The organism is Candidatus Fukatsuia anoeciicola (genome assembly GCF_964059965.1).
Classification (GTDB): Bacteria; Pseudomonadota; Gammaproteobacteria; order Enterobacterales; family Enterobacteriaceae; genus Fukatsuia; species Fukatsuia anoeciicola.
This window is the reverse complement of record NZ_OZ060923.1, coordinates 517,075-532,054: the sequence shown is the minus strand read 5'-3', so window position 1 is coordinate 532,054 and position 14,980 is coordinate 517,075. Positions and strand designations below refer to the sequence as shown.

The following is a 14,980-nucleotide window of genomic DNA, read 5'->3' as shown; positions in this document are numbered from 1 at the left end:
TTATCTAAGTAATATAAAATTATTTATATTTTATTTCAATCTTATCTTATATAATTATAATATTTATGTATTATAGTTAAATATTTATATCTTATTCATTTACATGAACATGTAATTTTATACTGTACTATATAAACTTAATTATAAATTTTAATTTTATAAAAAAGAGTAGTACTCTATTATTTATTACTTATTTATAAGTTTTATAATAAGAAAATAAAATATTTAACTTATTTATTAAATTATTAAAAATTACTTAATAGCAACAACATATAACCTTACAGATTAAAAAATAAATAATTTTATAATTATTTATTTTTTAATCTAACCACGAATGTAATACTAGTTCAATAACGCTAAAATTAAAATATTACTTATAACTAAATATATTCTATATTTTTTCTCTTCGAAAAATTTTAATATTAGTAAACCCTTGTTCATATAAATAAAGTGCTTGTAAACGGCTCATAATACCACTATTACAATATAATAAATAAGTTTTACTTTGATCAAGTTTACTAAATTCACTATTTAATTTATAAAATGGCAAAATCTGCACTTTATCTAAATTTAGAGGTTTCTCTTCTTGCTCATTTTTAGTACGAATATCTAATACTATATCGTTATTAGTTAACTGAGTTACAGTTTCAATTTGTACTAATAACCCAGCACTTTGTTGTATAATTTTATGATCAAATTCACGCATATCTGTCTTTTTAGCTTCATTTATTACACGATTAAGAATAGAAAAATCAAAATTAGATTCTTCAGTTTCAATTTGTGTTTTTACTGCTTTTACTGTTGGTTTTTTCGAAATTATGCCACAATATTCCGGAATAGCTCTCGTGAAATCTTCAGTACCAATTTTTCTTGCTAATTTAATAATTTCCTCTTTATCATAAGAGATCAGTGGTCGCAAAATTAGTGTATCGGAAGCATTATCAATTAAACGTAGATTTGTTAATGTCTGACTAGATACCTGCCCAAGAGCCTCACCTGTTACTAAGGCCTGTATTGCATAGCGCTCGGCTATTTTTGATGCCACACGTACCATCATACGTTTTAGCACTACCCCTATTTGACTGTCAGTCACTTTTTCTAAAATTTCAGTGATAATTGGAATAAAATCAATCGTAATAAAACGTAACCGATGTGATTGACTAAAACGACGCCATAAATGATAGGCAACTTGCTTAACATTAGTTTCATAAACAGAGCTACCAAAATTAAAAAAACAAAAATTTACACGACAGCCACGACGCATTAACATATAACTTGATACTCCTGAATCAAATCCACCTGAAATTAATGATAATACTTCTTCTTGCGTACCAATTGGAAACCCTCCTAATCCCTTATAACGCGCTCTAATTAAAGTTAATTTATCTTGATCTATCACTAATTGTATTTTTATTTGCGGGTTAGTAAGATCAACCTTAGTGTTTTTGATATATTGTTTAAGGGCATCTCCAATATAACGTTCTACATAACTTGAAGTAAATTCATGTTGACCACGACGTTTTACCCTTACACAAAACGTTTTATCAATTAACATTATGCGATAAAATTCTAATGTATGCTCAAAAATATGATGTATATTTGTATAATGTCGCTCTTCAACATCAAGAATATGGTGGATACCAGGTATCCGTGTTAACTCATCACAAATTTCTAATGAAAATTTACTATTTTTTGTACGTACTTCAATATAATCCCAATAGCGAATAACTACTAATAAATTATCATATGATTTAAGTAGATTGCGAATATTAGTAGTAAGAATTTTAGTAAATCGTAAACGGACTGATTGACTTTTAATAGTAATTTCTGGAAATAATTTAATAATAAACTTCATAGTAATTTTTACTAAATAGTTAGTAACTGTGTATGTAACAAATAAATCTTTAACAAAACTATAATTTTACAGTACAAGAATAATAAATTATCTATTATTTTAATTTATTATTCTTGTTACAATATAATAAGAATTAGCGTTATTTATCATATTATCGTTTATATTGATATGTTAAATAAATTTAACTCTGTATATCTAGAATCTGTTTAAAATCTCTTATACTTACTTATATAATGATAATAATGTTATAAAAATCTATTTAAATTTTTTAGTTAATTTTTATGCGAGAAAAAATAAATAGTTTATTTTTAGATGTAATAAAAATAGAAAAATAAACATTTTGAATACGTTTTAAATAAATTTTTTAATTAAATGATAGTTAATATAAGAAACTCTAAATATTCTAATAAAAGAAAGCTATATTAATGAGTATTAATAATAAATATTATATTATGAATGATAATGCGTAGATTTTTCTGGTAATTTCATAAAACGAAAGAAATCACTATCAAGACTAAGTATCATTATATCATTAGAACTAAAACTTTTTACGTAAGCACGTAGACTTCTAATAAAAGCATAAAAATTAGGATCCTTACTGAAGGCCTCAGAAAATAATCTAGCAGTTTCTGCATCACCTTGACCACGCGTAATACGTGCTTGACGTTCTGCTTCTGCTAGTGTAAGTGTTACTTCATAATCAGCAGTTGCTCGCAGTTTTTCTGCCTCTTCCTGACCTTGTGAGCGATGGCGACGAGCTACTGCTTCACGTTCCGCACGCATACGCTGAAAAATAGCGTCAGAGACTTCAGTGGGTAAATTAATTTGTTTAATCCGTACGTCAACAACTTCAATACCTAAGGCTGCCATACTATTTGGGTTAACTGCTAGTTGTTTGCCATGAGTTTCTTGTTCAACTCGAGCTGCTGCAATTACAATTGCATCATCTGCATCAGTAATAATTATTTCATCATCAACTGTGCCCGTATTTAAAGCATTACGTACATCAGATGTAAGTTTACCACGAGAATCAGTTACAATATCCTTTACATCTAAACGACCAATTTCAGAACGTAAGCGATCACTAAATTTACGTTTTAGCAATACCTCGGCTTGTGAAACATCTCCACCTCCTGTCGCTAGATAGTAACGACTAAAATCACTAATGCGCCATTTTAAATAGGAATCAACAATAAGATCTTTTTTCTCTTTAGTAACAAAGCGATCTGCTTGGTTATCCATAGTTTGAATACGTGCATCTAATATTTTTATAGTTTCAATAAGCGGTAATTTAAAATGAAGTCCTGGTACATAAACTAATGGCTTATGATCATTATCACGTAGTACTTTGCCAAAACATAGTACAATACCATGCTGGCCTTCCTGTACAATAAATACTGATGCATAAAATGTCATTACTATTACAGTTATGGTAAATAAAAAAAGTTTACGCATTGATTATTCTCTCCCTACACGAATGGAGACACTACGCCTAGTGTTAGTTTGATCTTGATTTGAGAGATTATCTGTACTTGTACTTTTTATATTCTTACTTTGACTATTTTTAGCAGTCAAAGGTTGGTTTAGATTAATTAAACTAGTATTTTTATTATTATTAACTTTATTTGACGTTATCTGTTTATGTAGCATTTGATCTAGAGGAAGTATCATTAAATTTCCTCCTTTACTATTAACTAATACTTTACGGCTATGACTTAACACATTTTCCATAGCATCAATATATAGTCGTTCACGTGTAATTTCAGGCGCAGCCTTGTATTCAGGTAATAATTTAGCAAAACGGGCAACTTCACCATATGCTTCTAACACTGTGCGTGCAGCGTAAGCTTTAGCATCTTCTAACAAACGCTTAGCTTGGCCATTAGCACGAGGTTGAACCTCATTAGCATAGGCTTCTGCTTCACGAATATATTGTTGCTCATTCTCACGAGCTGCAATTGCATCGTCAAAAGCTGCTTTTACTTCTTCTGGTGGACGAGCAGTTTGAAAGTTAACATCAAGTAAAGTAATTCCCATTTTATATGGTCGGATAGTTTCTTCTAAGACACGTTGTGTTTCGCTTCGAACGATGGTACGTCCTTCCGTAAGAATTTTATCCATGGTAAATTTTCCAATAACTCCTCGTACAGCACTATCGGTTGCTTGGCGTAAACTATCGCCAGGATAAATTACGTTAAACAAGTAAGCAGCAGGGTCAGTAACCCTATATTGAACATTCATTTCAACTCGTATAACATTTTCATCAGAAGTTAACATAACACCAGCTGCTGCTAATTCTCGTACTGCCTCAACATTAACTGGAGTGACCTCATCGATAAAAATAGGCTTCCAATTCAATCCTGGCTGTACGATACGGTCTAATTTTCCTACACGAGTTACTACACCACGTTCAGCTTCCCTAATAGTATAGAAACCGCTGATTGCCCACGTGACAATCATAACTATTACTATAGTGCTAACAATACGACCAAACCTCCAATCAGATACGCTGATATTATTATTACCCTTCCTTTTACTACCATAATTACTTAATTTTATACTTAGTTTACGGATGATATCGTAAAAATTAGGTATTTTCTTCTTATTACTGTTTTTATTATTTCCGCTGAGGTTGCCGCTATGATTACTACTTCCCCACGGATCGCGGTCTTGTCCGTTATTACCGGGCTGATTCCACGCCATGTTTAGCTCCACTTTATAATTGGTTTTCTTTGTACCAAGAGTTTTGCTCTAAGAAATAAATCATTTATTATACAAAATTTAATTTTATAATAATACCTGTTTAACCATTACTATGGGCTAAGTGATATAATTAACTAATTTTATTTTGTTTATATAAATGATGCTATTTATAAAAAGTTAAATCTCTCTTCTATTTAGGAGTAATTTTAATTTATGTTATATTATCTTATAGTTAAGGCATTCGCTTAATGCTTAAAATCGTAATGACTAGCTTTATTTTATGTTAAGACTAATATTAGAATAGGTATATTTTTATATCATAACCAATACGTAACATTATTCTAAATAATTTTATAAAATTTATTAATTACTATGTAAACTATTATTATATTATTATTAACATATAGATCTATATTATTATACAATAATAATAAGGTTATTATATTTTCTGTAATATTATTTTAAAGGTAGCAACTAAATATTTAGTAGATACCATATAAAATTAATTGTTTTCGTTAATATAACATGTTTAGCATCTATTGCATTGATGCATATAAAATAGATTAAAAGTAGCAAAAGGTTAGGCAGATATTACGTAGATTGATTGCTACGCTATATGCATGCCTTCCTATTTGTATAATTTACTACTTATTCTAATTAATCTATAATTAAACTAATACAATTACTAATAAATAATTTTTTAGTTTTTTAATTTAATTTTTTTTACTAGCTATTTAAAACTATATACTCCTTTAATTGTATTCTATACATATCTAATCATATACTAACTTAATAATAATAATAATAATAATATGGTATAATTACATTAATTTAATTTGTAAATTACTTTTAATAATATTTACCTTTTAAATCTATACTAAAGAAAAATAGTCATTTAAACTTATACAAACTTATGTATTTTATTTTTTAATAGTAAATATACTAGTATAATTAACACTATACTTTATAAAGTTAAATAGTAAATATATACTTAAGTAGATAAAAATTGCTAGCTTAAAAATATAAAATTATATTTTTATACTATTACATATCCTTATTTATTAATCATGTTTATTATTAAGCGTCATTATTTTTTATCTACTACTGTTGTAGTACAAACAATAGGGTTATTATCCTTACGGTGTAATACTTGACGGTCAGGTACGACAGTAGAAATAGCGTGTTTATAGACCATTTGGTTCACTTTACTTTTTAAGACAATAGTAAACTGATCAAAAGACTCAATCTGCCCCTGAAGTTTAATACCATTAACCAAATAAATAGAAACAGAGACCTTCTCACGACGTAGTTCATTTAGGAAAGGGTCTTGTAAAGATTGCCCCTTATTAGTCATTCCATTTTTTCCTTATTATTTATTGTTTATAAGTAAGTAACTAGCATCTTGAAGAAAAACTACGTAAAAATTTAGCCATAATATTTTGAACAATTATGTGTAATTACTCATGTTATGTGTCAATAACTTGTATTATAGAATCTAAAGTTTGTTGTGGTTTATCACTATCGAACCATTGAACAGTATTCCAGCTTCGTAGCCAAGTTATTTGGCGTTTTACAAGTTGACGTGTCGCACAAATTCCGTGGTAAACCATGTCATTATAGTTATAATCACCAGTAAAGTAAGACCACATATGGCGATACCCAATACAACGCATAGATGGCATATCCTTATGCAAATCTCCACGCTCAAAAAGCGCCTTAGCTTCCGCTTCAAATCCAGTATCTAACATATGATGGAAACGAGATTCAATTCGCTTATGTAAAAAATTACGATGCATAGGCGCAATTGCAAATTGATAAACCCTGTATGGTAAAGCTTTACCAGAAGTTTTTATCAATTCGGTTAAAGAACTGCCAGAAATAAGAAATATTTCCAGCGCTCTAATTAGTCTTTGAAAATCATTTTTATGAATTCTTTTTGCTGTAAGCGGATCCACACTAGCTAACCGTTGATGCAAAGCTGCCCATCCTAATTTTGTTGCTTGCTGCTTAAGTTGCTGACGTATTGCAGAATTTGCTGATGGTAAAGGTGATAAACCCTCTAAAAGGGCTTTAAAATATAGCATAGTACCACCTACTAGTAATGGAATACGCCCGGTAGAGCTAATTTTAGTTATTTCTTTTAATGCATCTCGACAAAAATTTGCAACAGAATAAGATTCAGCTGGATCACGAATATTAATTAAGCGATGTGGTGTTATTGCTAATTCTTGAACACTAGGCTTTGCAGTGCCAATATCCATACCACAATAAATTAGCGCAGAATCAACACTAATTAATTCTACTGGTAAATACTGTCGCAACGCTGTTGATAGCGCTGTCTTACCAGAAGCAGTTGGTCCCATAATAAAAATTACACTAGGACGAGTTACATTCTTAATTTTATTCATGTAGTAATATTATCAATGTACACTATATATTAACAAATTGTAAAAAAATCCTATTAGTGAAGATAATACTAAATAAAAGTAAAAGTATTCAATATTAGTTAATAACTATATTTTTTATAAAATATGCTATATCTTATATTTATTACTAAGATATATAGTAAGTTACACAGTCAAAACTTAGACAGTATTTTATCCTACTTAGATAAATAAATTAATAATTCTAGTATTAATTTTTACAAATTTAATTATTTTATATATAAAGTTACTTAATATTATAAGTCTATGGCGCTTATATGTAATAATTTTATTTTATTTAGATCAAGATGTAATGTAATGGGTAAAAATATATCTATAATATATGTAGTAATTAGTAAGTTATACTTATTACGAGTAGTGCTTAATGATAAATAAAACTATAGTGTAATCTTCTAATAACTATATCTAATTAACATATAACAGGATAGAAATATTATTAATACCTAACTTAAGCTATGATAAGAATTATTCTTAATACTATAATGATTAATATAAATTATTTTATATTAATCCTGTATAATAAATTATTACTATTAATATTCTAGTGTTATTTTTAAATAATTTTTATTATATGTATTTATTAAATCTAGCAGAAATGCTAGCTTAAACTACTAGTCAGATATTTCTAATACAACTCCAATATTTAATACAAGCTAGACGTAAGATTATAGAGCTTAGATTATATACTTTTTATTGTTAAGCTTTATGTTAGAAAACTACAGTAATAATTTAATAAATAAAATAATAGAAACCTAACTTAACGGAATTATTCCTTTTATTTTATCTAATATGCATTGATATTAACTTAATAGCGATTAAAAAAATTTAGATAGAGCATATTAATAGTACTGATAACTATCCTTAATAAATTTTTTATTAGATTAACGGATGATATAGTTTATAATGTAATTACTATCATACACTTATTAACTTAATATTATCTATCTTTCTAAGATTAACACTATTAGTCTTAGTTTTACATGAGTATTGCTAATAATCTTCTAACAAGAAGCTATCTATACAATATGAAATAATAAATAAAGATACTAAAAAAAATTTATTGTTTAATTAGTACTGGATATAGTTTAACTTAAAAATAATAAAAATATTTAATATTAGACAAGTATAAATAAACATAATAATTAAAACTAAGATTATGTTTAGATAATTATTTATTATAATCCTCAAGTATTTACAATAGAATTGTAGTTATTTTTTTGTTAGCTAAAATTATAAGATAAGTAATAATTACATATTAAAAAGTAATATGCAGTATTAGCGTATACTTATTAACACTACTAAATACTGTTTAAATTGACAAAAACATAAAGAGTTTTATTTAGAAAAAAGACATACTTTAAGAAGTAAGTAGTCATTAATAAAAAAGTAAAACAGTTATCTATATAATTTTTACTAATAAAAGACAATTTAATTTTAATTTTAAATTACTCAAGGGTTTTATGTATAAATAAATCTTATTATTAAAATAATAATAAATATAAATTATTTAAGACTAGTAAAATTCATTTAAATTTAATACTACTTAAAAAATAAAAAAAATTTTTTTAATACAAAAAGATAACATAATAATTATAAGTTATCAAGCTAGTATACATTAAATAAAATGCTATTAGTATAATTAAATAATCTAAATTATATTGGATTATTACTAAAATAGGTAATAATGGTTTGAATTAAGATATAATCTGACTATAGTAATTTATAATATAAAAATTAAATAAATAAGAGTTTTTAAGAAATTTAATGAACAAATTATATTAAATATTATAACGTAATTTACTAATCTGTAAAGCTAAGTAATTAGCAATTTTTAAAATTTTATTTTTGGTATTTATATTTCATAAAATATTTTTATTAAACATAGGATACTAATCCATGGCGTCTTAGGTTACTACTTGTAAAGTATCTTGCTTAATAAAATGCTGATGCTACTATTATTATAAATATTTCTTAGCTATTTTAATTGCTTTTAAAATACTTTGCTTAAAGTAGAAATTAGCCACTGACGTAGCTAGTCAGTGGCTTCTATCATGTAAAAGTACTAACAGTTGAATAACTAAAATAATTAAAGAATAGCTAAAATGAAGAAGCTTACAAAAAAGTAGATATACAATAATCTATTGATTATATATTTTAGCAATAGTTATACTTTAATTAGTAATTATTTAGTATTGATTAGCAATATAGCATTTAATTCTCATGAAGATTAGTAATAAATAATATAGGATTTATTTAATTTTTATCCATATATTATTCTAAATTTTATAATATTAGCGTCAATTTACCTGACAACTTGATGCTGTCGATAGTATACTAAATCTTTAATTGTAAGTACTGGCATTTTATGTTGTTTGGCAAACATAATTACTTCTAGCATTCGCGCCATACTACCATCATCATTAGTAAGTTCACACAATACTCCAGCAGGCTTTAATCCTGCTAATTGAACTAGATCAATAGCTGCTTCAGTGTGTCCGCGTCGAGAAAGTACACCATTTATTTCTGCACGTAACGGGAAGACATGACCTGGACGATTTAAATCGGTAGGTTTTGCATTATCAGCAATAGCTGCAAGGATAGTTGTTAGCCGATCTGTTGCCGAAACCCCTGTTGTTACACCTTTTGCTGCTTCAATACTTACAGTAAACGGAGTTTTGAACTGACTAGAATTTTTATTAACCATCATAGGTAATTCAAGTTGACAACGACGATCTTCAGTAATACACAAACAAACAATACCGCTACCATGACGGATACTTAATGCCATTTGCTCTACGGTCATTGTTTCTGCCGCAAAAATCATATCACCTTCATTTTCACGATTTTCATCGTCCAGTACCATAATACCAAGACCATTACGTAAAGCACATAATGCATGCTTTACCCGATCTATAGAAGGGCCAAATTCAGAGCATAGTGTTTGATCCACAGTAAAAAACCTCAATAAAATAAGTTTTCATAGACACCACAAGGGGATGAATTACTATTTAGATCTTTATATATACTGATCTAAAAATAAGATTTAGAACTATATCGTTAATTATTCATACAGGCAATCCATAAAATTAACTTATAGTAAAACCTATTTATTACATATTACTAATAGTTTTATTAAATAAGTAATACTACTAAAAAGTTTATCTAAAATGGATCAAGTATTAGATTTATAGTATCTTAACTACAAATTTCATTATTTTTTAAAATCTAATTTTAAAATATATTTTTGAATTTAGAGTCTGCATCAGACTTCTTATAAAACTAGTACTTATATAGAAGTACTAGTTTTATAAGAAGTCTAATAGATTTTATTATAAAAAATAAATACTATAACTTTAATGTATTTTTTAAATTGCTATATCTTTATTTTTTAGTTATTATAAGTATAATAAATTATTTTATTGCTAATATTTATAATACAATATTTAGAACTATATAAACTTTATTTATTACACTCTACTACAAATAAAATTATATAAATTAGATAAATAGTATTATAAGATTTTATGTATAGGTTTTATTTCTATCTTAATGAATTAAAAGTTAATAACTAAATTGTTTACTAGCAGTAATTCTTTATTTTATATAATCTAATTATTATATACTAATTAAAATACCGGAATATTTGAAAAATTATTATATATTTAATTTACTTATTTAAGTAATTAGTAATATAATTACCACATCAATATATAATTATAACATATTATTTTAGCTAATATTTACTAATTTAATTTTTTTTTCATTTAATAAAAATGTAAACTTATAACTAATAATATTGATATTATTAGTTATATTTTGTAACCTTTATTTAAATTAAAGGTTAATGATAAGTATTTTAAATAAATAATAAAGTAAAAAGATTTAATAATTTTTTAAATAAAAAATTTAATTCATTAACATAATACAGAATAAAAAATATTTTTATTATTAATAAATTTTAAGATAATATTACTAATTATAGATTTTTATGAATTTATTAATTAGATTTAATCTGTAATTTATTTTTCTACTATTATTATTATTGATATAAATAGTAATATCTTTATTTAAAATAATAAACAAAATACTATATTAAGTAGATAGTTATTAATATATTATCTTTAATACTTATTATATTTTACCATATAATCTATACGAAGTAACGCTAAAATGATATGCAGAATTTTTAGCAGGACACTTTATTATTTAGTAAATTTGAAATATATTGGGAATAAAAAATTCAGCTAAAATAACACTAATTAAATACTATAATCTTGATCAATATTATTATATTAATTATAATAAAGACGTAGCTCTTTATGTTATATTGCTGATTTCTTTAGTCTATACTATTTCTACCTACATTATTTTTGCTAAAAATTAGTATAGTATTAGCTTAAATATAAAAAATTAGTGTCTATTTAAAAAGTTACCAAAACATAGTATAATGTTTAAGAAAAATATTTTTAATTAAAAAGACTCCTTAATTACTTAATTAATTACTAATACCAGTTTTCTAGCTAAAGATAGTATTTAAGATTCTTTATTTATAGGTAGGTATTACTTTAATTTTTTAGATATATTTACTTAATCATTCATTATCAAAAATAATTTTAAATTGTAACTTTAAAATAATTTATTATTAAAATTCTATTATGAATACTATTTTTAAGAATGTTTTAATTACACAATAAAATATTTAGACATTGATTCTAATCCTAGAAAAGATTAGTTAAAAAGTAACGATGACACATAATAAATATTATGTATTTTAGCTATTATTAACCCATTAACTTTCTTACAAAGATCTAGATATTTAAATAAATAGTAATATGTTTAGTACGTAGTAATTGATATATGAAGGTATTAAATGTTACATGATAAGTTTTATAAAAATTCATTAATATCTGTATCTCAAATAACTTTTATATAAAATTAAAAATTATCTTATTTTTCCTATTTTTATCTAGTATTATATCTACATTTAATCTAATCCAATAACTAAGGCATAGATGTAATAATATTTATAAGTAATAACTACATTAGTTATTATATTGATAGAAATGTTATATAAAGTTAGTTTTATATTTAATTTTAAAAATTTAATATTAGAGACTAATAAATTATATGCTTATTAAAATTTAAGTTATCAGGTCAACTAAGAAATAGTAGTAACTATTATATTACAAATTATAAATTAGTTTAATTTAAATATAATAAAAATTATCTAAATCTTTACAAGAACTAAAAATATTTTAATAATTTACCTAGATCATTAATAAATAATACTGACATATCTATTTATACAATTTTAGCTTCATTTTATAAATCTTTAAAATAAATTGAAAATCTTTTATTATTAGTTCTATATTAACATCTCTGATTATTTAGATTATCCTTAAGTATTAGGAAGTAATTATATTTATTTTATTTATGATATGATAGCTAATACTATAGCTTAATAATAATTAATGACTTAAATACTATTTGTATTTAAATTTTTTAGTTTATTGTAAAAAACTAAAATATCTTATTTATACTAGATTTATTATAAAATCTAGTATAATAGACTATATTATAAATTTTATATTGAGTATATTTATAATTATCCTTATTACTATATATAATAATTATTATACTTAAGATACTTGAACTTTGTAATATTTACTAAGATTTTATCTTTTTATTAAAAAACAAGTTTATTAAAATAATAATAATTAATCTATTTCCAAATTAATAAATAATAATATTTTTTGCCACGACGCAGTAAGCTATAGCGCCCAAATAAGCGATCGGTCTGAACAAAACAGTATGATTTATCAAACTGTTTTACTCCATTTAGAGTAATTGCACCTGAATCTATTAGGGCGCGAGCTTTATTTCGTGATGGAGCTAACTCAGCATTAACCAGTACTTGTTGTAAATCAGTATTATAAGTTAACTCAATAGTAGGCATACCATCTTGTGCTAATTGAATAAAATCTTGTTCGTTCATTTCATATAAATTACCAGAAAAAAGACTATGTGTTATACGTTGTGCAGCTGCTAATCCTTCTTTATGGTGTATTAACCTAGTAACCTGTTCTGCCAATATTTTTTGTGCTTTTGGTGCTTTATTGCTATTTCTATCTTCATCCTCTAACATGCTAATTTCTTTTAATGTCATAAAAGTAAAAAATTTTAGGAAATGATAAACATCAGCATCAGCAGTATTGATCCAAAATTGATAAAATTTATACGGGCTAGTTTTTTTAGCATTTAGCCAAATAGTACCACTTTCTGTTTTACCAAACTTAGTACCATCAGCTTTAGTAATTAGTGGTACTGTCAGACCATAAACCTTCTTTTTATATAAACGACGCGTTAAATCTATACCTGAAATAATATTGCCCCATTGATCAGAACCACCAATTTGCAGTTCTACTTTTAGAGTATTATTTAAATAAGCAAAATCATAACTTTGTAATAAATTATAAGAAAATTCAGTAAAAGAAATGTTACCATTATCATGATGTAAACGACTTTTTACCGCTTCTTTATTAATCATTTTATTAACTGAAAAGTATTTGCCTATATCACGTAAAAAATTTAATACCTTCATATTAGCAAACCAATCTAAATTATTAACTATAATTGCACTATTATTATAACAGTTAAAATTAAGAAATAATGTAATCTGTTTGTGGATTTTTTTTAACCATTGGTTAACTACTTTCTTATCATTTAATTGACGCTCGCCTGCTTTAAAGCTAGGATCACCTATTAGTCCTGTTGCGCCACCTATTACTACAATTGGTTTGTGACCTGCTAACTGAAAGCGTTTTAAACAAAGTAAAGGAACAAGATGTCCTAAATGCAAACTATCAGAAGTAGGATCAAACCCACAATATACTGAAATAGAACCTTTTGTTAATCTATCTATTAAGCCATTTTCATCTGTAACCTGAGCCACAAGCTCTCGCTCTTGTAATTGTTGAATCAAATTATGATTCATTATTAATGGCTCCATTATTTATTAATTTAATAAAAATATGAATTAAATATAGTTAATACGATTTAAAAATCTATTTCTGTAAAATATCAATAAATATAATAGATTTTTATAGAACTTAGATATACAGGCAGTCAATTTTTCAATCATCGTATTCTATAAATCTTTTTCTAGTAAATAAAATTATATACAAATATAGCTTTTTTTGCCAAAATTCTATACTATCAAAAATCACGCAAAATCTCCAAAAAAAATCTAGCATAGAAATATTAGATAACTAAAATTTTTTTAATATAATAAATTAATTTTTCTTATATTTTTTGATTAAGAGTACTTATAAATTAATTATATACTTAGTATTAATCTAATTATAAATGAATCAATGAATGAAGTAATTTTTTTTCAGTAGCATATAATTTTAGTTTTACTTAATAAAATAACTTACCTATTTAATTTATATTAAGGAAATAATAAGTTAATATAAAAAATTTTTCTAAATATAATATTTTATAGCCTTTAAATTAATAAGAAATATTATTCCTTAATACTATAATCTTTAATTAGTACTAAATACTAAGAAAGTTATTCGTAGTTATCTATAACGACTATACATATAACATTAGAGTTAACTAGATGCACTTTATAAATTTCAGTCAATAGTGTATAAAGTTAAACTAAAGGATAAAAGGCAAAAAAATTTACTTATTATAATCGATAATATTTATATCACTTATCAGTAATAATAAATTTATTATTAACCATATATAATCCTTGTAATGTGCTAATAAGAATCTTTACCATATTCATGGTAAATAAGATGCAATCAAAAAACGTATGTAGTAGTATAATTATCTTATAGTTAGATTTTAATTTTATTTTAACTACCTTCTTTCATTAAACGAATTGTATAACTTAGTTATTAATTTCTTTTTATTTTATATTTTTAAAAAATTAAATTAGTACTTAATTATATTTAAAAATAAGCAT

Annotated in this window: 6 protein-coding genes and 1 pseudogene; all 7 read right to left on the bottom strand. The window is 24.7% G+C overall.

Going from position 1 to position 14,980, the window contains the following annotated elements:
- Positions 1 to 391 precede the first annotated feature (391 nt).
- Complete coding sequence (gene thiI / locus AB4W73_RS01765; protein ID WP_367680714.1) at positions 392 to 1,855, bottom strand: tRNA uracil 4-sulfurtransferase ThiI; 1,464 nt, start codon at positions 1,853 to 1,855, stop codon at positions 392 to 394.
- A 450-nt stretch (positions 1,856 to 2,305) separates the two neighbouring features.
- Positions 2,306 to 3,310 carry a protease modulator HflC gene (gene hflC, locus AB4W73_RS01760; protein WP_367680713.1) on the bottom strand — a complete coding sequence of 335 codons (1,005 nt, stop codon included), beginning with the start codon at positions 3,308 to 3,310 and terminating at the stop codon, positions 2,306 to 2,308.
- Between the two features lie 3 nt (positions 3,311 to 3,313).
- On the bottom strand, positions 3,314 to 4,558 hold the full coding sequence (gene hflK / locus AB4W73_RS01755; RefSeq protein WP_367680712.1) for an FtsH protease activity modulator HflK: 1,245 nt from the start codon (positions 4,556 to 4,558) through the stop codon (positions 3,314 to 3,316).
- A gap of 1,123 nt (positions 4,559 to 5,681) precedes the next feature.
- Positions 5,682 to 5,912: pseudogene (gene hfq, locus AB4W73_RS01750) on the bottom strand (RNA chaperone Hfq); the annotation flags it as partial.
- Between the two features lie 112 nt (positions 5,913 to 6,024).
- Positions 6,025 to 6,966: a tRNA (adenosine(37)-N6)-dimethylallyltransferase MiaA gene (gene miaA / locus AB4W73_RS01745; protein WP_367680711.1), complete on the bottom strand. Its 942-nt coding sequence runs from the start codon at positions 6,964 to 6,966 to the stop codon at positions 6,025 to 6,027.
- Positions 6,967 to 9,304: 2,338 nt separating this feature from the next.
- Positions 9,305 to 9,952, bottom strand: coding sequence for a 3,4-dihydroxy-2-butanone-4-phosphate synthase (gene ribB / locus AB4W73_RS01740; protein WP_367680710.1), 648 nt, complete (start codon positions 9,950 to 9,952; stop codon positions 9,305 to 9,307).
- 2,772 nt (positions 9,953 to 12,724) lie between these two features.
- Complete coding sequence (tyrS, locus tag AB4W73_RS01735; protein WP_367680750.1) at positions 12,725 to 13,999, bottom strand: tyrosine--tRNA ligase; 1,275 nt, start codon at positions 13,997 to 13,999, stop codon at positions 12,725 to 12,727.
- Positions 14,000 to 14,980: the final 981 nt, after the last annotated feature.